17 protein-coding genes and 4 pseudogenes are annotated in these 22,131 nt (G+C 44.2%); 13 read left to right on the top strand and 8 right to left on the bottom strand.

The features are described 5' to 3' along the window. Positions 1-305: 305 nt before the first annotated feature. Both cdd and purT read left to right on the top strand, forming a co-directional pair. On the top strand, positions 306-1,193 hold the full coding sequence (gene cdd, locus AB4249_RS01565) for a cytidine deaminase (protein WP_017069825.1): 888 nt from the start codon (positions 306-308) through the stop codon (positions 1,191-1,193). A gap of 167 nt (positions 1,194-1,360) precedes the next feature. Then, complete coding sequence (purT, locus tag AB4249_RS01570) at positions 1,361-2,536, top strand: formate-dependent phosphoribosylglycinamide formyltransferase (RefSeq protein ID WP_102333250.1); 1,176 nt, start codon at positions 1,361-1,363, stop codon at positions 2,534-2,536. A 113-nt stretch (positions 2,537-2,649) separates the two neighbouring features. On the opposite strand, the gene AB4249_RS01575 is transcribed toward purT, so the two are convergent. Further along, entirely contained in the window at positions 2,650-3,303 is a 654-nt protein-coding gene (locus tag AB4249_RS01575; RefSeq protein ID WP_102333249.1) for a thiopurine S-methyltransferase, read from the bottom strand. A gap of 324 nt (positions 3,304-3,627) precedes the next feature. Between AB4249_RS01575 and AB4249_RS01580 the strand changes: the two genes are divergently transcribed. Then, positions 3,628-4,404: a RelA/SpoT domain-containing protein gene (locus AB4249_RS01580; RefSeq protein ID WP_017059130.1), complete on the top strand. Its 777-nt coding sequence runs from the start codon at positions 3,628-3,630 to the stop codon at positions 4,402-4,404. 193 nt (positions 4,405-4,597) lie between these two features. After that, a pseudogene (locus tag AB4249_RS01585) lies at positions 4,598-5,592 on the top strand (ABC transporter substrate-binding protein). Positions 5,593-5,764: 172 nt separating this feature from the next. On the opposite strand, the gene ihfA reads toward AB4249_RS01585, so the two are convergent. Continuing rightward, positions 5,765-6,061 (bottom strand): integration host factor subunit alpha, encoded by a 297-nt coding sequence (gene ihfA, locus AB4249_RS01590; RefSeq protein ID WP_004734853.1) that lies wholly within the window; start codon positions 6,059-6,061, stop codon positions 5,765-5,767. Between the two features lie 449 nt (positions 6,062-6,510). Here ihfA and AB4249_RS01595 point away from each other — a divergent pair. Further along, positions 6,511-6,648: pseudogene (locus AB4249_RS01595) on the top strand (GTP-binding protein); the annotation flags it as partial. A 117-nt stretch (positions 6,649-6,765) separates the two neighbouring features. Here the strand turns inward: AB4249_RS01595 and AB4249_RS01600 are convergent. Then, positions 6,766-7,488 (bottom strand): annotated as a pseudogene (locus AB4249_RS01600) (DMT family transporter); the annotation flags it as partial. Between AB4249_RS01600 and AB4249_RS01605 the strand changes: the two are divergent. Further along, positions 7,479-8,575, top strand: a pseudogene (locus AB4249_RS01605) (PLP-dependent aminotransferase family protein); the annotation flags it as partial. The pseudogenes AB4249_RS01600 and AB4249_RS01605 overlap by 10 nt on opposite strands. Positions 8,576-8,871: 296 nt before the next feature. Continuing rightward, entirely contained in the window at positions 8,872-10,053 is a 1,182-nt protein-coding gene (gene cqsA, locus AB4249_RS01610) for an alpha-hydroxyketone-type quorum-sensing autoinducer synthase (RefSeq protein ID WP_371722118.1), read from the top strand. Positions 10,054-10,203: 150 nt separating this feature from the next. On the opposite strand, the gene AB4249_RS01615 is transcribed toward cqsA, so the two are convergent. The 3 genes from AB4249_RS01615 to AB4249_RS01625 all read right to left on the bottom strand — a co-directional run bounded on the left by AB4249_RS01615 (position 10,204) and on the right by AB4249_RS01625 (position 14,534). Next, complete coding sequence (locus AB4249_RS01615) at positions 10,204-12,252, bottom strand: response regulator (protein WP_372102222.1); 2,049 nt, start codon at positions 12,250-12,252, stop codon at positions 10,204-10,206. A 256-nt stretch (positions 12,253-12,508) separates the two neighbouring features. Then, a complete protein-coding gene (locus tag AB4249_RS01620; protein ID WP_017059123.1) occupies positions 12,509-13,324 on the bottom strand; it encodes a TauD/TfdA family dioxygenase in 816 nt (271 codons plus the stop codon). A 310-nt stretch (positions 13,325-13,634) separates the two neighbouring features. Further along, entirely contained in the window at positions 13,635-14,534 is a 900-nt protein-coding gene (locus tag AB4249_RS01625; protein WP_102393121.1) for a Vmh family MBL fold metallo-hydrolase, read from the bottom strand. Positions 14,535-14,694: 160 nt separating this feature from the next. On the opposite strand from AB4249_RS01625, the gene AB4249_RS01630 reads away from it, so the two are divergent. Beyond that, complete coding sequence (locus tag AB4249_RS01630; RefSeq protein ID WP_017059121.1) at positions 14,695-15,588, top strand: LysR family transcriptional regulator; 894 nt, start codon at positions 14,695-14,697, stop codon at positions 15,586-15,588. A gap of 145 nt (positions 15,589-15,733) precedes the next feature. Next, complete coding sequence (locus AB4249_RS01635) at positions 15,734-16,135, top strand: ACT domain-containing protein (RefSeq protein ID WP_102427795.1); 402 nt, start codon at positions 15,734-15,736, stop codon at positions 16,133-16,135. 104 nt (positions 16,136-16,239) lie between these two features. Here AB4249_RS01635 and AB4249_RS01640 read toward each other — a convergent pair whose 3' ends face one another. After that, positions 16,240-18,126 carry a methyl-accepting chemotaxis protein gene (locus tag AB4249_RS01640; RefSeq protein ID WP_372102223.1) on the bottom strand — a complete coding sequence of 629 codons (1,887 nt, stop codon included), beginning with the start codon at positions 18,124-18,126 and terminating at the stop codon, positions 16,240-16,242. A gap of 344 nt (positions 18,127-18,470) precedes the next feature. Further along, positions 18,471-19,187: a DUF1826 domain-containing protein gene (locus tag AB4249_RS01645; RefSeq protein ID WP_017070813.1), complete on the bottom strand. Its 717-nt coding sequence runs from the start codon at positions 19,185-19,187 to the stop codon at positions 18,471-18,473. Between the two features lie 276 nt (positions 19,188-19,463). On the opposite strand from AB4249_RS01645, the gene AB4249_RS01650 reads away from it, so the two are divergent. From AB4249_RS01650 to AB4249_RS01665, 4 genes are all read left to right on the top strand, one after another. Further along, complete coding sequence (locus AB4249_RS01650; protein ID WP_229647247.1) at positions 19,464-20,036, top strand: YceI family protein; 573 nt, start codon at positions 19,464-19,466, stop codon at positions 20,034-20,036. A gap of 321 nt (positions 20,037-20,357) precedes the next feature. Beyond that, on the top strand, positions 20,358-21,053 hold the full coding sequence (locus tag AB4249_RS01655) for a VC0807 family protein (protein WP_017059114.1): 696 nt from the start codon (positions 20,358-20,360) through the stop codon (positions 21,051-21,053). A gap of 356 nt (positions 21,054-21,409) precedes the next feature. Then, the gene (locus AB4249_RS01660) at positions 21,410-21,685 is read left to right on the top strand and encodes an HU family DNA-binding protein (protein WP_065584244.1); all 276 of its coding nucleotides are present in this window, start codon (positions 21,410-21,412) and stop codon (positions 21,683-21,685) included. A gap of 25 nt (positions 21,686-21,710) precedes the next feature. Next, positions 21,711-21,854 carry a hypothetical protein gene (locus AB4249_RS01665; protein WP_017059112.1) on the top strand — a complete coding sequence of 48 codons (144 nt, stop codon included), beginning with the start codon at positions 21,711-21,713 and terminating at the stop codon, positions 21,852-21,854. The last annotated feature ends 277 nt before the right edge of the window (positions 21,855-22,131 follow it).

A 22,131-nucleotide genomic window follows, 5' to 3' on the forward strand; every position in this document is an offset into this window, starting at 1 on the left:
AAACTCACTGGTTCGCGAATTTTAAGCGTTACAGATATCAATAAGCCCAAGCATAACCTGATTATTTCAGTGATAGCTTGGGCTTTTTTCTCGCAATTACTCGGCAATAGCAGTCAAATCGCGCCCTGTTTAGGCCAATAAGTGGGATATCAATGGTAGTTTTTACTCTTGCAATCGATTTCATCTGTGACCTCACTCTAATTATGCAAACCAATGTAACAACAACAACGCAGTAGTGATAAAGGTCACAGAAAATTCCTGAGCATTGCATAGAATTAAAGCCTAAGGTCAATTAAGGATTCAACATGAACAGTCGTATTACCCTGGCGCTGGAAAGTGCTCCAACAGCAATCAAAGCACTTTTGAGTGACATCGTATTAGCAGACAACTTTGACGCGACATTGTCTCCAGAACAATTTGCTAGCCTACTGCAAGCAAGTGGTCTAGCGGATGACGAGCTACGTATTGCGCTACTTCCTTTTGCCGCAGCGTATTCTTACGCTCCGTTATCTGACTTTTATGTTGGTGCAATCGTGCGTGGTTTGTCTGGTACTCTGTATTTTGGTGCAAACCTTGAAATCGCTGGTGCTCAACTTGGTCAAACCGTTCACGCTGAGCAATCTGCAATCAGCCACGCTTGGATGAAAGGCGAACTAGGTATCTCAGATATCACCATAAACTTCAGTCCTTGTGGTCACTGTCGTCAATTCATGAACGAACTGACCACAGCAAAAGAACTTAAAGTTCAGCTTCCACAACGTGATGAAATGTCTCTGCAAGAGTACCTACCAGACTCGTTCGGCCCTGCTGATTTAGGTGTGACGACTGGCCTAATGACTAAGCTTGATCATAAGTACACGACCGAAGAAACAACGCCTATTGTTGTAGAAGCGCTAGCAGCACTAAACCGCAGCCATGCTCCTTACACCAAAAACCTAAGTGGTGTTTCACTGCAATTGACGTCGGGTGAGATTTTCACCGGTGCTTACGCTGAAAACGCAGCGTTCAACCCGAGCTTACCTCCTCTACAAGTGGCGTTGATTCAACTTAAACTGGCTGGCTTCGATTTTGAACAGATTGAAAGTGCAGCGTTGGTTGAAATTGCCGAAGGTAGCATCAGTCACCTAGCGGATACGCAATCTACATTAGAAGCGATTAATCCCGACATTCCAGTGACTTACTTAGCAATCTAAGTACATCTAGTTAACAATAATTTAAATAAGCAGCCCTATTTAACGGGGCTGCTTTTTTTATACTTGTAATTAACGTAGCAACTTGCGCAAACGTTTGCTTTTGTCATTTAAATAAGTATGATCACCCCGTTTTCAATCAATCGTTTAAAAGATCGGAAGGAATTTCTATGTTTGGTACCGCTACTCGTGAAAATGCTACTCGTGTACTTCTATTAGGTTCAGGTGAACTCGGCAAAGAAGTTGCTATCGAGTGCCAACGTTTAGGTTTGGAAGTTATTGCTTGTGATCGTTATGCAGACGCACCAGCAATGCAAGTTGCACATCGTAGTCATGTATTAGACATGTTAGACGGCGATGCACTGCAAGCAGTCATTGAACTTGAAAAACCAGATTATGTGGTTCCTGAAATTGAAGCTATTGCCACCAGCAAGTTGGTAGAGCTGGAAGCGCAAGGTTTAAATGTCGTTCCCACTGCAAATGCGACTAAGCTAACGATGAACCGCGAAGGTATCCGTCGCCTAGCTGCAGAAGAGCTAAAGCTGAGCACTTCTCCTTACCGCTTTGCAGACACCTTTGAAGATTTCTCAGCCGCTGTTGAATTCGTGGGCATGCCTTGCGTTGTTAAGCCAGTAATGAGCTCTTCAGGTAAAGGCCAAAGCGTTATCAAAACAGAGGAAGACATTCAGAAGTCTTGGGACTACGCACAAGAAGGCGGTCGTACTGGCGCGGGTCGTGTAATCGTTGAAGGCTTCATCGACTTCGATTACGAAATTACGCTACTTACCGTTCGCGCAGTCGACGGTGTTCACTTCTGTGCGCCTATCGGTCACCGCCAAGAAGACGGTGATTACCGCGAATCATGGCAGCCACAGGTCATGTCTGACAACGCACTTAAAGCGGCGCAATACACGGCAGAGCAAGTGGTTAACGCATTAGGCGGTCACGGCATCTTTGGTGTTGAACTGTTCGTTAAAGGCGACCACGTGATCTTCAATGAAGTCTCCCCTCGCCCACATGATACTGGCTTGGTTACTCTGATGTCTCAAGACTCATCGGAATTTGCACTACACGTACGCGCATTTACAGGTATGCCGATCAAATCAATTACTCAGTATGGCCCTTGTGCCTCTGCCGTAATCCTTGGTCAAGGCACATCAACGAATATCCGCTTTGAAGGCCTTGCAGAAGCGCTAGACGCACCACAAACGCAAGTTCGCTTGTTTGGTAAGCCTGATATCGATGGTCGCCGTCGTTTAGGTGTGGCGCTTACTCGTCGTAACAGCACAGAAACAGCGATTGAAGATGCCATTGAGAGCGCGTCAAAAGTAAAAGTGATTTACTAACCTGCTATTCAATTCTGAACAATCACGAGTTCAAATCTGAACCATAAAAAGACGGGCTATCGAGCCCGTCTTTTTGTTGGTGTTATCTGTTGGCTTAACTAAGCAGACTGAACTTAAGCGTCTGACTCAATCAAATACACTTCTTCACAGAAGCGAGACAAGCCTTTCTTAGCAATCTTCGGATGTTCATCGTTCGCTATATCTTGATTCAACAATGTAATTTTGTATCCTGCAAACAATTGAGCAATCTCTAACTTAGGTACGCTAAACGGAGGCCCCGCCATCTCGCTTTGATCATAATCCAGAGTCACCAGAAGGATCTTACCGCCCGGTTTCAGCAGTTGTTTTAAGCGCTCTACGTACTGCACTCGCATCTCTTCAGGCAATGCGACTAAAGACGCGCGATCATAAATGGTATCGACAGGTTGGATTGGCGCTGAAAAGTAATCGCCCGTGTAGATGTTCAGTTCATCGAATTGGTAGAGCTCGTGCTGACCGCTAATTTGAGTCACAGTCGGGGTATAAAGGTGCTCTGCAAAAAATGCGCGAACCGCAATCTGGCTTAACTCGACACCTTGAACCTCTTCATGCTTTGAAGCTAGCCAAATCAGATCTTCACTTTTGCCACAAAGTGGAACAAACACACTCTTCTCGTAGCTAGGCTCAGTATTTTCCCAAAATTTAATCAGAAGTGGGTTTACATCTTCGAGGTGGAAACCAATTTGGTTGGCTGCCCATTTATTGTGCCAAAATTCAGGATTATTCATCTTTCGTTCATGTTAAACAGTCATAATGCAAGGGTACAGTATAGAGAGGTAAGAGCAACCTTAGCTTGGTTTAAAGTACTAAATTGATTTCGATAAAATCAGAAACTGGCTAAGTTCAAAGTTCTGATAATTGCGGAACTAACGGTTGGATTATTTGTCTATATCTTCACATTTTAAAGCAATATTAAACGTTAGAGTTGGTTTCTGTCTTAGCTAGCCCCATTTAATATGTAGTGAGTTTAGTTAAGCTGTTTTTACTCTTGTGCGTTACTGGTTACCCCTTTTGACTACCCGTTTTTTGTAACCTTGTATTTTGGAGTTTGAATGAGTGTATTTCTCCGTACGACGGCCCTAATGCTTTTGGTATTGAGCCGAGCGCCTGCATTCGCAGCAGCACCTGTTTCAACAAGTTCAACAGATCAAACGCGCACTCCTGCGCAAAACCAAGTATCTTCAAACGTATTCCGTCATAGTTTGAGCGGCCTTTACGGCATCAAAGCCTTCGACTCACGCCCGACTCAGCCTTACACCGACTTCGATATTTTGTACAGCAAAGCGCATCAAGGCCAAGCTGAACTAGAAACTATCTGTAAAAGTACTGCCCTACTCACCAATTCTGAAGCGCTATTTGCTGGCGTTAAATCTCAAGCTCGCGCAGAAGAAAAAATCGCCCTTGAGCTTGATGGTGATGTGACAAAAATTACCGACTTAGCCCGTGCAACTATCATCGCGAACGATGTAGAGAGCTTGGTTGAAGTTTACGAAGCGCTAAGCCGTGAAGCAGACGTTGTTAAGCTGAAAAATAAGTTTAAATCGCCGGCTGACTCTGGTTACCGTGACCTTAACTTGTTGGTTCGTTTGCCTAAAACCAACATCATTGCAGAGGTTCAACTTCACTTAAAAGCGATTGCTGACGTGAAAAGTGGTCCTGAGCACGAGCTATACGAAATTATCCAAGGCATTGAGCGTCACGCAATTGCAGAACATCGCCCAATCAACGATATCGAAGCGGCACAAATCAATAGCCTACGACGCCAATCTTTAGAGCTTTACCAACAAGCATGGCAACCGTACATTACAACGCACATTAAAGCGGCTTAACACATAGATAGGGTATTCCAATAAACATCACAAGGGCTGCACTCGCAGCCCTTTTTAGTACTTGTTGAGTAGCCTCTCCACTTCCTATCCCAAATAATCAGATCGTTTAAATTTAGATCTCAGTCTCTTTTCTCCGTCGAACATTTCTGTTTCTATAGCGAATAAGCTTCTGACAAGAAAAGGAATTACGTCAATGCAGAATAACAAATCCATGCTTTCCATCGCGCTACTTGCTGCGTTTTCTGTACACGCTAGTGCTGACGAATGCGGAAAGATCACCATTGCAGACATGAACTGGAACTCGGCGAGCCTATTGCTCATGTCGACCAATTCATTTTGAATAACAGCTACGGCTGTGAAGCGGACTTAATCCCCGGTGATAGCGTCCCTACGGGCACGTCAATGATTGAAAAAGGTCAACCTGATGTTGCGCCAGAGCTTTGGACTAATGGCATCAAAGAAGCGTTGGATAAGGGTGTTGCGGATAAGCGTCTACGTTACGCGGGCAAGTCTTTGGTCAACGGCGGTGAAGAAGGTTTCTGGGTACCAAACTACCTTGTTGAACAGTACCCAGAGCTTACAACCATTGAAGGTGTGATTAAAAACGCAAAGCTGTTTGAACACCCAGAAGATGATGAGAAGTTTGCGTTTTATAGCTGCCCTGCGGGTTGGACTTGTCAGATTACCTCCGGTCACCTGTTCGATGCGCTTAAGTTAGAAGATCACAATTTTGAAATGGTTGATCCCGGCTCAGGCGCCGCTTTAGCAGGTACGATAGCGAAAGCTTACGAACGCAAAAAAGCATGGTTTGGATATTACTGGTCGCCTACGCCTGTGCTAGGTAAGTATGAAATGGTGAAGGTTGATTTCGGAAGTGGTACTGACACTGAGGAATTCCGTAACTGTACGACACAACCTGATTGTGAATCTCCTAAAGTGACCATGTATCCACCAGCACCGGTTCACACAATCACCACAGAAGCCTTTGCTAATAACGAACCTCTTGCCTACCAATACTTTGAAAAGCGTGGTTTTACCAATAAACAAATGAGTGAGTTGCTGGCCTGGATGGAAGACAACCAAGCCGACGCCGAAGAAGCCATGTATTACTTTCTAGAAAGCTCACCACAGGTATGGAAGCCTTGGGTGTCTGAAGACATCGCAAGTAAGGTTCAACAAGCCCTTTAGAGTGAAGATTCAAAGTCAGAGGCCTAGCCTCTGTTTTCGCATCTAAAGCAAGTTCTTACCGGACAGTAAATAGATGGAGTTTGAGAAAGGTTACTAAAAATTAAAGAAATGCGTTTAGCTTAAACTCTATGCAGATACAAAAAGACCACGCTAGGCGTGGTCTATTGCTTGGCTACTTCTCGATTTTAATATTTTCGACACGGGCCTTTAGTTTTTGTCCCGGTCTAAAAGTAACAACACGTCGAGCAGAAATTGGAATGTCTTCACCAGTTTTCGGGTTACGACCAGGTCGCTCGTTTTTCTCGCGAAGATCAAAATTACCAAAACCAGACAGTTTTACCTGTTCGCCATTTTCGAGCGCTTTACGAACTTCTTCGAAAAACACTTCCACCGTTTCCTTGGCATCCCGCTTGCTGTATCCGAGTGTCTCAAACAGGTTCTCAGCCAAATCGGCCTTCGTGAGTGCCATAAAACTTTCCTCAAAGCTATGTTAAACATTGCTACCATCGCCAGTAGCGCCAAAGCATTTACCCTATTCAATCAATGAGATAAGGTCATTTACTAGGAAAGTGTATGCCAAGCTTCTGATTTTCGCCAACTTTTTTATCTTAACTATTTAATTATTCTTTCAAATCAGAAAGATAACTCGCTTCAAATTTCACATATATAGCTAAAAACCATCTACTCAACAGTAACGAAATGGCGTTATATTCCATACAAACAACCATTAATAGAATTTAAAACTTTAGCGAACTAAATAATAATTTTTGAGACTTTTCTCCGATACCCAATAAAATCAGCCACTTGATTTGATATGGGACTCAACAGAGGTTACTAAATAAGCGTTATTAAATATAAGATTTGTATCATTTCAGAATTTAATTCGAATTCACTTATAAAAGCCTATGTTCTTTTGAGGTTTTCGGTTACAACTTAACAGAGGATGGCTTGACGGAATCAGAACTCGATGAGTGTATCGAAATCAGAATAGAAATGATCGGTCTAGAAATAGACGATGATCTTGAGAGCCAGTTACTTGCGTGTATGGTTAGTTGATTGCTTAGTAAGTTGGTTATTTAAATAACTTCACTTCTTCGACATAGAATAAGACCTCACAAGTGCGAGGTCTTATTTGTCATTCAAAGCAGCTCATGCAATATCAGCTTTCTTCAATCATTTTTGTTCAGCAAGTGTTTGTGTCGCTTTGGTATTCGTTACATTCGCAGGTTTCACAATCAAACCAATTCCGACAAGAAACAGTATTGATGCAACAACCTGAGCCACAGACAGCACCTCATCATACATAAAGTAACCGCTAATCAATGCGAAGATAGGCACTAACAAGGTTAACGACGCGGTCGTGCTTAAAGGGTATTGGATTAGCAGCTTATTCCATACCCAATAACCAAATAGCGTGGTTGGGTAAGCTTGAAACAGCACCACAATCGTCGTGTTCCAATCCCATTGTTCGATGCCCTGCCAGATTATTTGGTCACCGTGTAACATCACGGCAAATGGCACTGGAGCAAACAGCATCCCCCAGACATTGAACGCAAAAGCTTGAGTGGTTTTCGATGCCTTAACGATCACGCCCATCAAGGTCCAACTGCACGCCGCAATCATAATCAAGATCACGCCATTAACGGTGACATTGCCCGTTGCTGCAGATACCAATACCGCCAACGCACACATGGCTAGCATCGCACCCAATAATTTACGAATAGAAGCACTCTCCTTGAACAACCACACGCCAACCGCCATGCCGATTAATACGTTGGTTGAAAGCAAGACCGATGAAAGCCCAGACGATAAACCAGCAGTGATCGACCATGAAGCCATACCCCAGATACCCACACCGAACACAAAGCCATAACTGACTAAGTAGCGCCAAGCAACAGGCGATCAGCATGTCGACCGTGGTGAGCTGCTACCAAAAACTGGAATCACAAGGTTGGATTCATTCTCGACCGCAAGCGGGATATTTTGTTTCTCCTCATAAACCTGCTCACTCAACCCCAGAGTGGGCACAGTTTGAGAGTAAGGTGTCCAGCGTTAGGCAAACCTCATCGACTCACAACTCAATCAATGGGCCTTTAGGGGTTTCGAGCACCACTAATGATGAGCAGTCGATCGTTGAACTGGAACGAAGTTTTCGTCGCGCTATTAGGCGTATGAGCAACAGGCTTAACCATTACCCAGATACACAAGGTGAGCCGATTTTACGACAGGCATTATCCACTCATTTTGCCAAGCTCGATGTGCACTTTTCACCTGAAGAGATGGTGATTACGGCTGGCTGTATGTCTGCGATTAAGGCCGCACTTGAATCTTGCACTAAAGAAGGCGACACCATCGCTATTAGCTCACCATGTTTCAACGGTATTCTGGAATTGCTCGGACAAATGTCGCGAAAAATCATCGAGATCCCGTCTCTAGATGATGGTGTCGACTTGCAACAACTGGAAGCGCATTTGAAAAATAAACAAGTCGATGCCGCGATCTTTTCTACCTCTCATATGAACCCTCAAGGGATCAACATGTCAGCCACTCAAAAGCAGAAACTGGCTGAATTAGCGAATCACTATCGAGTGCCGATCATTGAAGATGATGTGTATCTGGAACTGTCCTACTCCTCACACACGCCGCTCCCCGCGAAATACTACGACAAAGGCGGTTTTGTCTTATGGTGTGGATCAGTATCGAAAAGTTTGTCACCGAGTTACCGTTTGGGATGGTGCTTGCCGGGCAGGTTTATCAACGAATACAAGGCTCAGTTCTCAGCTGCGAGCTACGGCGTTGCCCTGCCCACTCAGCCTTTGCTCAGGGCATTACCGAGAAGAACATTGATATTAGGCTTGGACACCTGTTCAGCACTCTCGACCTTTACAGCAATTGCTTACGCATCAATATTGGGTATTCGTTAGAGGGTGGAGCCAAGCAGCAATTGGATGCCTTAATCGAGCTTATCCATATTCACAGCTAACAGCACGTAGCACGTAGCACGTAGCACGTAGCACGTAGCCTTTCAAAATCCGCTTTTTTAAATGCCTTCGAATGCCGAATTCTAATAGCCTTTTGTCATAAAAAAGAAGGCTATTATTCCTATCTTAATTCGGGTAAAGCCCCGAACCGTAAGGAAACCCACTCGCCTCAAAACCCTTAAATGCTGAGTTTGCAAGCACCCACAAATTTATGCAACTTGGCTAATGACACATCACTTTTTATCGTCAATATACAGCCGTCAGCGCTGGCGTTTTCCTGTATTTGAAGAGAACTATTATGAGTGATAAAACAAAAAACAAACCACTACCTTCCTTTATCGAAGAACGCTTGAACTTCTATATTCAAGACCTGATTACCCAGAACCAAAGCCAAAAGCATTTGGTATTGGGTAAACGCCCCCAGCGCAGTGCCGTTGTGATGCAGAGCAATGATTACCTAGCGCTGTCACACAACAAACAGATCCAACAAGCCCATCAAGCAGCGATCTGTGAGCACGATGACAACGTGGTGATGTCTGCGATTTTCTTACAAGATGAGCAGTCTAAACCTGCGTTCGAAACTGAGCTTGCGAACTATGTTGGAATGGAGAGCTGTTTGCTTTCTCAATCGGGCTGGGCGGCCAATATTGGGCTATTGCAAACCATCTGCCCACCGGGCACACCTGTGTATATTGATTTCCTTGCACACATGTCGCTATGGGAAGGGATTCGGGCTGCCGGCGCAGTTGCCCATCCGTTTATGCATAACAATATGAATCACCTACGCAAACAGTTAGAGCGCCACGGCTCAGGTGTCATTGTTGTCGACTCGGTTTACAGCACAATAGGCACCATTGCCCCACTGTGCGACATCTACGAAATGGCGCAAGAGTTTGATTGTGCGGTCGTCGTTGATGAATCCCATTCACTGGGTACACATGGAGAGAATGGTGCAGGCTTAGTGCAAGCATTGGGGCTCACCAAGCAAGTCGACTTCATCACCGTTAGCTTGGCAAAAACCTTTGCTTATCGCGCTGGGGCAATCCTTGGCCCTAAACAACTGTCTAAAACCTTGCCGTTTGTGGCGTACCCTGCGATTTTTAGCTCAACAGTGTTACCACAAGAAGTGGTTCGTTTAGAGAAAACGTTGGAGGTGATCAAAGGTGCGGAAGACAAACGAGAAGCCTTATTCAATCGGGCTAAGTCGCTGACTACGGGGCTAAAGCGAATTGGCTTTAATATCCGCAGTGAGTCTCAAATTGTAGCGCTAGAGTGCGGCAATGAAAGAAACACGGAGCGTGTGCGAGACTTCTTAGAAGAACGTGATGTGTTCGGTGCGGTATTCTGCCGCCCTGCGACTGGCAAGAACAAAAACATCATCCGTTTTTCAGTGAATGCCGATATGACGCCAAGAGACATTGACCATGTGCTCACGGTTTGTCACGAAGCGTACCATCACCCCGAGTTAGAGTTCGTGTAACCTTTTTCGAACCATATTTATAACCAACACCAACGGCAGGACTGAATGGACGCTATCATGTCGCGATACAAAAAGAGCCCAGCAATTCGCTGAGCTCTTTCTTGAATCTATGTCTACCCAATGGCCGTGAACTTCAGACTATTACACCCGCTAAATCCAGTGAGCAATTTTATCAAACAGTCGGTTTTTATCGGCAGGTTTAACAATAAAGTCCGACATGCCTGATGATTCCATCTTTTCCAAGGTAACGGGAGAACTGTCACCCGTGTGAGCAATAATCGGCACCGAAGAGTATTCTTTGTCGGCACTGCGAATTCGGCGAGAAGCTTCAACACCATCCATGATTGGCATTTCAATATCCATTAGGATCAAGTCGATTTCGTCGGTATCAAGCGCATCTAAGGCTTGTTGTCCGTCTTCTTTTTGCACAACATCAAAGCCCTGTTTTTCCAATAACATTGCCGTAAATCGGCGTAGAGATTCATTGTCATCGACCACCATAATCGTACGTCTAGTGGTGGCCTCTAGCGGTTTTACAGCAACCGATGGCATCACGTAGTTGGAGTCAAACAGTAAACGGTCAATGGTCGCTTTAGTATTTAGTAGCCAGACTTGTGTTTCCACCCAAATAGGCTCGAAAGAAATGTTACGTACACGCTTGATAGGATGACGCTCATACAAGTAAATGATTCGCGCCTCAGTGAACGAAAGTAACGATTCAATCTTATCGAGGCAATTGGCTCTTAAATCCAAGCTCTCCATATCAACGAAAATCAAGTCGAATTCGAACTGGTATTCCTTATTTTTAAGCGCTGATGCTACATCCAACACCGTGAGCTCAAACCCCATAAAACGGGCTACCTCAGTCATTTTATTGGTGAGAACTTTCTGGTCACTCACCATTAGCACAGTCTTAAGTTTAGTCAGTTCATTCTTGATTTCTTTCACCGAATGGGAAGACAAAGACGGAAAAGTCATCGTGAACTGTGTCCATTGATCCACTTCAGACTGACATTTAATTTCACCACCAAACGAGCGCATTACCTTCTGACAAAATGGCAAACCTAAGCCGTAATTACCCGATTGGCCAGTAGTATAAAAGTCCTGAAAAATGCGTCGAATCACATCATTTGAGATGCCTGATCCGTTATCGGTAACCATTATTTGATTGGCCACTTCATCACTAGACATGGTGACATGAATATGAAAATCTTCAGGGCTGCGATGGTGGAATGCGTTCTTGAACAAGTTATACATCACGTACTTCAACAAAGTGTCGCTACCCAAGAAATCAAAGTTACTCTGTACGTCTAAAGAGATTGCTGATTTATCAGCAGAGCGCTTGTAATTGAAACTGTCTATCGCATCCTCAACCACCGCTTGCGCTGAATGCTTCTTAAACGTAGATCGAGAGACTCGGTTTTCATCAATTGAAGTCAGTAACAGATCTATCGTTTCGTTACCGGAATGAATGATCTCCATCGCTTCATCGCCCACTTCGCGCAACTGAATCACGTCTTCATTGCTTAACGCATATTGCCCTTTTTGATCGCCACTTTTAGGGTTCGGCAATATGGACTGCATGACATCAATAGAGGTAAGTAATCCGCTTAGAGGGTTTCGCATCTCATGGGCAATACCCGCACCAAAAGACTTCGCCAATGACACCTTGTTTTCATGTTCCACCTGATTGCGGAAGTAGAACAAGTTGCCGAATAAGTAGATAAACAAAAAGATTGGCACATGCGTCCAATCCATTGTGAGTTCGAGGTAGAAGCCTTGTGCAATCCAAGCGCACAAGGTAGCAATCCCAATACCGGCAAAGGTTTGTGCAAACATCACTCTCGTCACGTGCACCAATAAAATATGGAGGAAAATAGCCGACATGAATGACATAACCCAAACGTTGGACCAATTATTCATTAGCAGCATGTAGAAGAAGAAACCTGGCAAACAGATAGTTACGGCAACTTGATAATAAGCCGGAAGGTATTTTCGCCATTCAAATGGGACGCGATTGCGAAATATAATGCCAAAGAACAATACCGAGCAAAACAGGCGAAGCGCTAAGTTTTCGTAGGGTTGCGGGAACAAAAACTCCCACACAATGTAGTAAATTGGGAAGCCGACAAAGCCCATCCAACCCACGAGGGTTAAATTCGGTTCTGCGTACTGGTAAACTTTACGAATCGCGTTCATACGAAATACTTTGCTCTCTAAGCCCTGACGTTTATTAATTCTATGATTTGGTTTTTATACTTATATTTTGGCGCCGATTATATTACACATCACGTCCGAGCAGTGAGGTTTCAATCAAATATGTACCAACGCATTTGTTTTTATTATTAAGCGTAGATGAATGATGCACCCTGCTGACGCTTAAATTTAAGTACGAGTGCTTGGTTCAGGGATGGGCATGCGCGGTGTTCTTTTGATAACTGTGTTCAGCTTACCGCTATGTCACTGTTACTCGATGCATTTTTCTTGGAGTATCCCCGTAATCTATCACTGCGTAATGTTGCGTTACCCTGTTATCCCAGATCGCCATTGAGCCGTTGTCCCATTTGAAACGAACTTGAAACTCAGGGCGTCTCGCAATTTCAAACAGTTGGCTGAGTAAAACATCACTCTCTTTGCGGTCGAGTTCGTTGATATAACGAGTAAACTGTTCATTGATACAGAGCGTTTCTTTATCCGTTTCAGGATGAACTTGAACAACAGAGTGAACCACTGGCGGATTCTCCTGTGCTGTTTTAATCAAGGATTTGTGCCAATCGAGATCAATGTCTTCTGATTCTATACCTTCAAAGGCCACAAGCGAATGAGTCGCCGACAACCCTCTCAACTTAGCTTTCATATCTTCATGTAGAGATTCAAAAACCGCAGTCATAGAACACCAGATAGTGTCACCACCAATGCTTGGAATGTGTTGAGCATGCAACAGGGAAGCTTTCGACGGCAAGCTGCGCCACGTTAAGTCGGTATGCCAATAACTTTCCTTTGGCGCATTGCCACGGGTTGTTTCAATCACACTCACCTGTGGCGCACTTTCCACGCGAGGGAAGAAAGGATGTGCAGGTTCTAACGTTCCAAAGCGCTGTGCAATCATCAAGTGTTGTTCTGGAGACAAAGTCTGCCCGTCGAGAAAGATCACTTGATGGGCAATAAGTGCCTGATACACCTTATCGAGTTCATCAGCACTGCATGTAGAAAGCTCTAGTTCGTGAATACGAGCGCCGATGTGAGGAGTAATGGGTTCTATTTTCAACATACTTTCGCTTATTGGTGATATTGAGTTGCAGGGCGGATCTGGCTACTAGGCTAATCTGACTACTAACTGTAAACCGGGTAAATGCTGATTTTCTTTCTCACTTGAAATAGAAAGTCGTCTCTCCGAAACAAAAAAAGAGCTCCTAAGCTGGAGCTCTTTTCGTTTTTTGATACTTCCTGTATCCATAGACAAGTCCAATCTGTAGTACTTTCACTGAAAGCCAGATCATCGATATCTCCAGTTGTGTATCACCAATAAATCTAGCATACAATCTTCAGACTGTTCTGGGACACAACCGAGATAATCAACTCTAGTGCCAAGCCATTTCGCCGCTTAGCACTTTCGCGCCAAGTTCTAAATCGCCTTCCGTAGCCTCAAATTTCGGGTAGGCTTTCTTCATGTAATCACTGATCTCGACCGATGTTGGATTACTTTTGCTCGCCAACGCTTTTTCAATATCAGCCACATAATCCTTCGTGAAGTGAACTGCATTTATTCCTGTTGGCATTTCACCTAAATAGTGACCCGGAATTACAACCTCTGGCTCTAGTGCTTTCATACGCTCCAACGATTGTGACCACTGGCTACGAATCTCTTTCGATGCAGTATCTGCCATCCATACATGCACACCGCTATACACCGACACGCCACCAAACACCGTTTTTTCAGACGGAACCCATAGGTAAGCTTGGTGTGTATTTATCTCTTTCACTTCGATGGTTTCACCTTCGATGCTTAATGTTGTGTCGTTCATCACCATTGGAACAATCACCTTAGAGGGCGCGTTGCCTTCTAATATAGGCCCCCAGTATTCAAGCTTTGCATCTTTGGTGCGTTTGATATGCGCGACAACGGCTTCACTGGCAACGACTTTAACGTTAGGAAATGCCGAAACTATCGGTTCCAAACCAAAGTAGTAATCTGGGTCGCCGCTGCTGATGTAAACCATCGATAATTTTTTGCCTGTGGCTTTGATTTGCTCCACCAAATTTTGTCCGTCTGCGACACTGAATTGTGCGTCAAATAGAATCACTTCTTTCTCACCCGAAACCAATACCGAGCTTGCAGGGAATATCGCGTTCTCACCGGGGTTATAGTGAGTGATGTTCAGATCCACAGCTAAAGCAACACTTGATGCCAGCACGGTTCCTAGGCTTATGGTTCCTAAAAGCATGCTTTTTAATAACAGGTTTTTCGATAACGTATTCATGGCTTTATTCCGATACTTGGAGTTGAACACCTGCCAACTCGTTGAATGTCCAAATATCTTATTTGATTGTTTTTAGATGAAATAGATATCAAATTGACTTTAACTATTGCAGTTTTCGGACATATACTGAGGTCGGTTTAATTCTCTAGGCAATAAAACAATGGATAAACTCGAGGCAATGAATGTCTTTGTCACCATAGTGGAACGTGGCAGTTTAAGCGCTGCGGCAGAGCACCTTGATCTCTCACGAACCAAGGTCACTCGTTATTTGGGTGAGTTAGAAACATGGATGGACACACGCTTGCTTCACAGAACAACACGAAGCTTGAGTTTAACCAGCGCAGGTAAAGAAACACTTGAGGTCGCCAGAGAACTTTTGGCACTGGAAACATCCCTAGCTGGGATCAGAAACCAAAACCGAGAGCATTTAAAAGGTCAGCTGCGTATTACTGCGAGCTACTCGATTGTCGATAGCTTCTTGATGGAATCAATTAGTCGCTTCATAGCCAAATGGCCAGAGGTTTCTATCGACATTATCTCGACTGATCAGACCGTCAACCTGGTTGAGTCACGCATCGATTTGGCCATTCGCATAACCAACGAACTGACGCCCAATATTGTCGCGAAGCAGATCGGTGAATGCCGCTCCGTGATTTGCGCATCGCCTCAATATCTAAAAGAGAAAGGCACACCCACAGAAGCCCAAGATCTAGCGCACCACAACTGTTTATCGTTCAGTTACTTTGGCAAAACCGCTTGGACGTTCAATGGCCCCAATGGGCTCGAATCGGTTCCGATTAAAGGGAATATCAGTGCAAACACCTCAGAGGTTCTGCTTTCTGCCACACTCAAAGGCAACGGTATCTGTTTACTGCCCTTCCCTTCAGTGGAAACCTTGATGCGTGATGGTCTATTAGTGCCACTGCTTTCTGAATGGCAACCTAAAACGCTCGGTGTTCATGCTATTTATGGAACGCGTAAACAAGTCACACCGCTGTTAAGAGCCTTTATCGACCATTTATCTGACGAGATGGAACAATCGACAAGTTGGTAGAAGTACGATGCCATCACTAAGGAGGAAAACTTGCCATTAGTAAAACTGATGCAGAATTAAAATCATTAATTTTACTTAACTGTCAGTTGCTTCTATCGTGACTGCATACATCATCAATTAGCTTATTAACGCAGGGAAACTGACTATGACTGCCATTACGGATCTAGACCTCCTACTGAAATCCATGTCACCAGAATTAATCGACGGTAACTATGTTTTTTGCACTGTCGACGGAGCGCTAGCAGACTATGTTCAGCTCAATCCAATCTCGACTTTTCGTGAAAAAGAAGGTTTAACGCTGGTTCTGGAAGAAGACGTTGCGACCAAAGCTCAGCTAGACTTCGACGCTGTGTTTAGCCTGATCACTTTATCGGTACATTCGAGCCTTGAAGCGGTTGGATTGACGGCAGCGTTTGCGACAAAGCTTGGCTCATACGGCATTAGCGCTAACGTTGTTGCAGGCTACTATCACGACCACATCTTTGTGCAAAAAGACAAAGCAGAAGCCGCAATGAGTGCGCTGAAAGAGTTTTCACAAGCCGATTAATTAAGAGTTCTTAATCACAAGCACAAAAAAAGCGACGTAATCTACGTCGCTTTGACTTATTGCTTACCGCGCACTCACTGATCAGGCATCAGCGAGTGAAACAGTTAAGCAAGCTTAAAAGTCGCCACTTTGTCGCTTAAACCCGCGGCTTGGCTTTTAAGTTCGTTTGACTCAGTTAAGCTGTCCTGTGCGCCCACAACCAAGTGGTCAGTAACATCTTTAATGGTCGTAATGTTTTGGGTAATCTCACCCGTCACGTGTGTTTGCTCTTCAGCAGCCGTCGCGATTTGAGTCGCCATATCACTGATCAAAGCCACCGCCGAGTTGATCTCTTCAAGCGCATGCGAAGCTCTGTCGGCATCTTCTACTGAATGTATCGCCAGTTTAGAACTGCTTTCCATCAGCTCAACCGCTTGCGCTGTCGTGCGCTGTAGGATATCAATCGTTGATTTGATCTCTTCTGTTGAAGAGTGAGTGCGCTGCGAAAGCACACGCACTTCGTCAGCTACCACAGCAAAACCACGGCCTTGTTCACCCGCACGAGCCGCTTCAATCGCAGCATTCAAAGCAAGTAAGTTGGTTTGCTCTGCAATGCCTTGAATCGTTGCGAGTACAGTCGAGATCTCTTGAGCATGCTTGTTAAGTTCGCTAATCACACTACCCGCTTCATTCACTTCATTGGCTAGGTTATTGATTGAACCTTTGGTATCCACAACCAGAGCGTGACCACTGTTAGTGCTTGTCGCTGAATCTTGCGCCGCTTTTGCTGTTTGCTCGGCATGCGATGCTATCTCTTGCGTGGCGCTCGCCATTTCAGTTACGGCCGTCGCGACCATAGTGATTTCTTGCTGCTGATGATTAAGCTCATCCACCGAACGGTTCGCACGCTGAGCACTTTGCTCTGACTGGCTGTTTAGCTGTTCTGACTGCCCACGGATATGGCCAATCAACTGCTGTAAGCTTCCAACAAAGGTATTGAAGTTATGAGCCAACTCACCCACTTCATCTTGGTTTTCGACATGAATGCGTTGAGTTAAATCACCACTACCATTCGCGATTTGCGCCAGTGCTTGAGATACGTGGTTCAACGGGCGGAATAGAATCGTACACAACAGGTTAAACAGTATGGTGCATACGATCACCACAAGTAGCGTCACCAACACTTGACCAATCACTGCATCAAATAGTGGCGCAACCAATGAGTCATGGTTAACAACGCTCACAGTAATCAGGCTCGTTCCATCAATCGCACGTGCGTACAGAACATAGTCGCTGCCATTCAACTCGATAGAAGTGTCTTTACCGCTAGTCAGCGCCTTTTGTACGTCCGCAAAATCTAACCCAAGTGAGCTGATGTTTTTGTTCAGTAACTTAGTGTCAGGGTGCGTATAAACCGTGCCCTTATTGGTCGCGATGAACATGTAACCTTCACCTGGAAGAATCACCTGCTCTAGACTGTTTAAGATGTCTGTAATTTCTACATCAGCACCCAACACAACCTGTTGCCCATGCAGTTGCATTGCTGTTCCTAATGAAACAACGTTCGCCCCAGTTGCTGCAGCAACCGTTGGGTTATCCATGAACACCTTGCTTGGGTTCGCAACCGCATTGGTGTACCAACCCCATACGCGTGGATCATCATTGCCCGGTGGCAACACAACACCGTTCGCGTTCTTTTGCGAACCATCAGGAAATGCCAAGAAGACATTATCAAAAGAGGCTGAGTCACGAACCTGTTTTAGATGAGTCACCAAGCTTTCTTGTTTGGACTCTTTCGAAAGAGAAGTAAGCGCACGCTCTTTGGATAAGATCCAATCCGATACATATTGATTGTACGAAGCCGATGCGCCCTCTAAGCGCTGTTCAACTTCAATATCCAACCTTTGCAGTGAAGCACGAAAAGACAATGCCTCGACCAAAATCCCCCCCAGGATAATGGCCATACTGGCTGAAATCGCCAGCTTATTTTTAAGCGAGAGTTTCTTGAACATAGGAAACCTATAATTTGGAAGTAATAAACCGTGGCGAACAAATTGATTGCCAAAGCGGTTTGCAAGCGGGATATATTTTACGCTTTAAAATAAATTAAGAAACCAGCTAACCGGTTGAATTATTCATATGTGTGAGTAAGAGCACGCATCGTAACCCATTGATTTAGAGAATGGTAAACTCTAAATTTTGAATTAATGTGTTAAACATGGTCAGCTGATGAGTGTCTCTGTTTGAGAGTAATAACGGCACAGATCGCGCCATACCGTTAGCTCATTAGGAAGGTATTTAAATGAGTTGAACGTCTGAATAGAAACAGGTTGCGAACTAAATAGTCAAAAGTTGATCAACCAAAGTCCAACGTTAACAGCAATCGTGTTTCGTCAGATGAAGTGACTGGTGAACGGTGAACAAGGCCTCTATTCTCATTGCCACTCCAACGCTCCCCTTTTAATAACGCAACATCACCACTGGCCATTTTCTGGATGTCAGATTCGTCGTTGTACAGGCCTGAAACAGAATCAGGCTTTCCGTTAGCCCCTAGCCCTAGCTTAGAACGGTCGACTAAGTCGTTTGGCAACCATTGAGTCGCAACACCATGATAAGTTGTCACCAAGCGGCAAGGCACTTGATCAAAATGGAAACGTGGGCACATCGCTTTATTCAGAACGGCTAAACGTAACCCGACTTCTTCAAGCTCAAACAAACAACAGAACATATCCACCAGCTCTGCCATGTTTTCTAACAGCGCTTTAGAGGCGGTGCCATCGGTGGCAAATTCCAACTTATCGAAAGCATTTTCAGGTGACACGCTAACAGACTTACTAAAGTTTGGATTCAAGGCGATAAATTCACTAATTGCCGTCGTTAAGCCTTCATCAAACTGTCGCTGCCATACCGCTATATTAATATCACTTTGGTAGATATCCGCTAATACCGTTGGCTGCTCAGAAGCACTCGAGCTTGGCTTGTGATTTGCCTTATCCTGAATACTCACAGCTGAACTAATGTTGAGTGGCTGGCTGCTATTGGTAGCCAAAGGCTTGGTTAACACGGCATTCATTACGTCGTCTCCTTGATACATGCTCATCGCTTCCCTTTTACCAACAGAATAATTATTCTTGGCAAGAGTGATTTTAGTTATGTTATAACATAACTAAAAATAAACAAGTCACTTCGTCGATCATGATTCCAGTAATACAGCGACGCTCTTCTTTTCCTGCGGTAATTTTTCGAATGCTGAACTAAGCTTCTCTCAATCACTCTTTCCAAAAAGTCATTTTAAAAACGTACGACTCAAGAACGTAAACCTGTGAATTCATCAATCTGGTGACAACTTATGAAAAAACTAATCTCTACATTCGGCCTCCTATGCACCGTTATCTCCGCTCAATCTTTCGCGGAGTCGGGCTACACATTAGATCCGAAGTTATCGAACATCACATTCGCGACCATTAAAAAGCAGTTTGTTGTCGAGCCCGCATCCATCAAACCTATGTCTGGAGGACTTACCGAAGAGGGTCAGTTTTCAATAGTATTGGACTTGAAAAGCGTGAGCACCGGAGTCGCTATTCGTGACCAGAGACTGAATGAACTCTACTTTGAATCGATGACTTTTCCTGAAGTGAAGATCTCTGGGAAGGTTGAACCGTCGATGCTATCTGGTGATCCAAAAAGAACAACAGTAGCAGCGGAAGTTACTTTACACGGCGTAACCAAAACGATCGACTTCCCAGTTGTGGTGGTTCCATCCTCAGGGTTTGTCATGGTTAGCTCAGCTTCGACAATCATCGTCAACGGCGCTGATTTTGGGATATCGACAGAGAATCTAAACAAACTTTCAGCGACCGTGGGTGGATTAGCGATTTCCGACCAAATCCCTTTGAGCTTTAACCTACTTTTCGACGAATAATGGGCTTATAACTCTTCCTTTCTGTTCTGCCTCATTTCACATTCATCAATCGTTTAAGAGCGGTGAATGTGAGTGAGAGTACGCGACAACGCAATAAACTGAATTAGGTTTGAATAAACTAAACCAAAATTTCCACTCGATTTCCCCAAGTCGGCCAGATAAACATCCCTCACAAAGTATTAAATTAAGCGTTATTTAGGCTCAGAGATGTCGTTGATGTCACATGTCGTTACACAGCATGACGCCTTAAGGCTTTACATCTTGGGCGAGGTAAACAACAATCCCTGAGAATAAATCCATAACATAATGTATTTAGAAATTATGAGTAACACAGAAAACAAAAAATCGAGTCCTCTTTTCGAAGTCGTGTTTAACGTCTTTCTTCCTTCATTCATTTTAATGAAGTTCAGTGGAGATGAGCATCTCGGAACAGGCTTAGCTTTGCTTGTTGCCCTTGCCTTCCCTATTGCTTATGGTGGCATGGAGTTAATCCGCAATAAGAAGTTCAACTTCATCGCTGCGCTCGGCTTTGTAAGCGTGCTATTGACGGGCGGTATTGGTTTCTTTGAGCTAGACACTCGTTGGTTAGCACTAAAAGAAGCATTAATCCCTGGTCTAATTGGTTTGGCGGTTCTTGGCTCAACCTTCACCCGCTACCCGTTTATCCAGAAAGTTATCTTCACACCGGCCCTGTTAAATATCTCTCTTATTGAAGAGCGCCTAAAGCAGTTCGGTAACCAAGCAAAGTTTGATCGTTGTCTAATGACATCCAACTACCTATTCGCGAGTACTTTCGCATTTTCTTCAGCTATGAACTACTTCCTAGCGACTTGGATTGTGACTAGCCCTGCTGGCACCGCTGCCTTTAATGAAGAACTTGGCAAGCTGACACTTTACAGCTACCCAGCAATCGCCATCCCAAGCATGCTGATGATGTTAGGTATTTTCTACTACATTTGGCGTCAAGTTCGCACGATGACATCACTAGAAACAGAACAAATTTTTATTACTAAATAGTTCTGAATTAACAAATCGCTCTGACAGCATAACATGAAGCCCAGCAATTAAGCTGGGCTTCTTTGTTTTTACTCTTTCGTTATCAACGTGATAGATGACAGCTTCGATTTGGATTATGAATCGAACGGGCAACCCTAATGCTCTTTTCTCAAGTAAATTTGGGCAACATGTCTATAAACCAATGATAATCAATGAATTGCATTGATTGAACCGACAGATGCTTTTATAGTCAATTCTGTTGGTTACTTTACAAAGCTCTACCCGCTCACTGACATTATTTCAATTGCTGTTGATAAGATCGCATAAGCTAGGTGCTAAAGGTAGACGCCAGCCGTACTCAATAAGGAATATAGATAATGAACAAATCTCAATTAGTTGAACACATCGCGACTTCTGCAGACATCTCAAAAGACCAAGCAGGCACAGCACTAAATGCGCTAGTTGAAGGTATCTCTACTTCGCTTGCGAACGGTGATGACGTATCGATCCTTGGATTTGGTAGCTTTAAAGTTAACTCTCGAGCTGCTCGCACTGGTCGTAACCCGCGAACCGGAGAAGAGATTCAGATTGCCCCATCAAAGACGCCAGCATTTAAAGCGGGCAAGGCACTAAAAGAGACGTGCAACCTGTAACACAAAAAACACAAGGAAGATTACGATGACGACTAAGGAAAAAGCGAAAACGAGCCGAAGCAAAAAAGCAGGCAAGTCGACTAAAGCGCAAGCCGAAACGCCTAAGACTCGTCAACGCATTGAAGAGCTTCTCGAAGAGCGTGAACTGGCTAAACTGTTAGAACTTTAGTTTATATAAGAACTAAAGTTTAGGTTTAAGCAAGGTGATAGTTTGTTATCGTTCTAATGCCACTGCAGATTTGTAGTGGCATTTTTGATTTAGGAGCAAGCGCCTCTAATAAATAACATTGATACCCCTCCCCACTAAAGCGACAAACACATCTGTCCAAAATCTGAACGCTAAGTAACTGATTGAGTTACATAGCTATACATATCCATACTTACCCAAATCACCTTTTTCACTATCATCATTTTCTTGTTATTGGTGAGATTATTGGAAGGGTTCA

It is taken from the genome of Vibrio sp. 10N.261.55.F4 (genome assembly GCF_041470465.1).
In the GTDB taxonomy this organism is placed as follows: domain Bacteria; phylum Pseudomonadota; class Gammaproteobacteria; order Enterobacterales; family Vibrionaceae; genus Vibrio; species Vibrio crassostreae_C.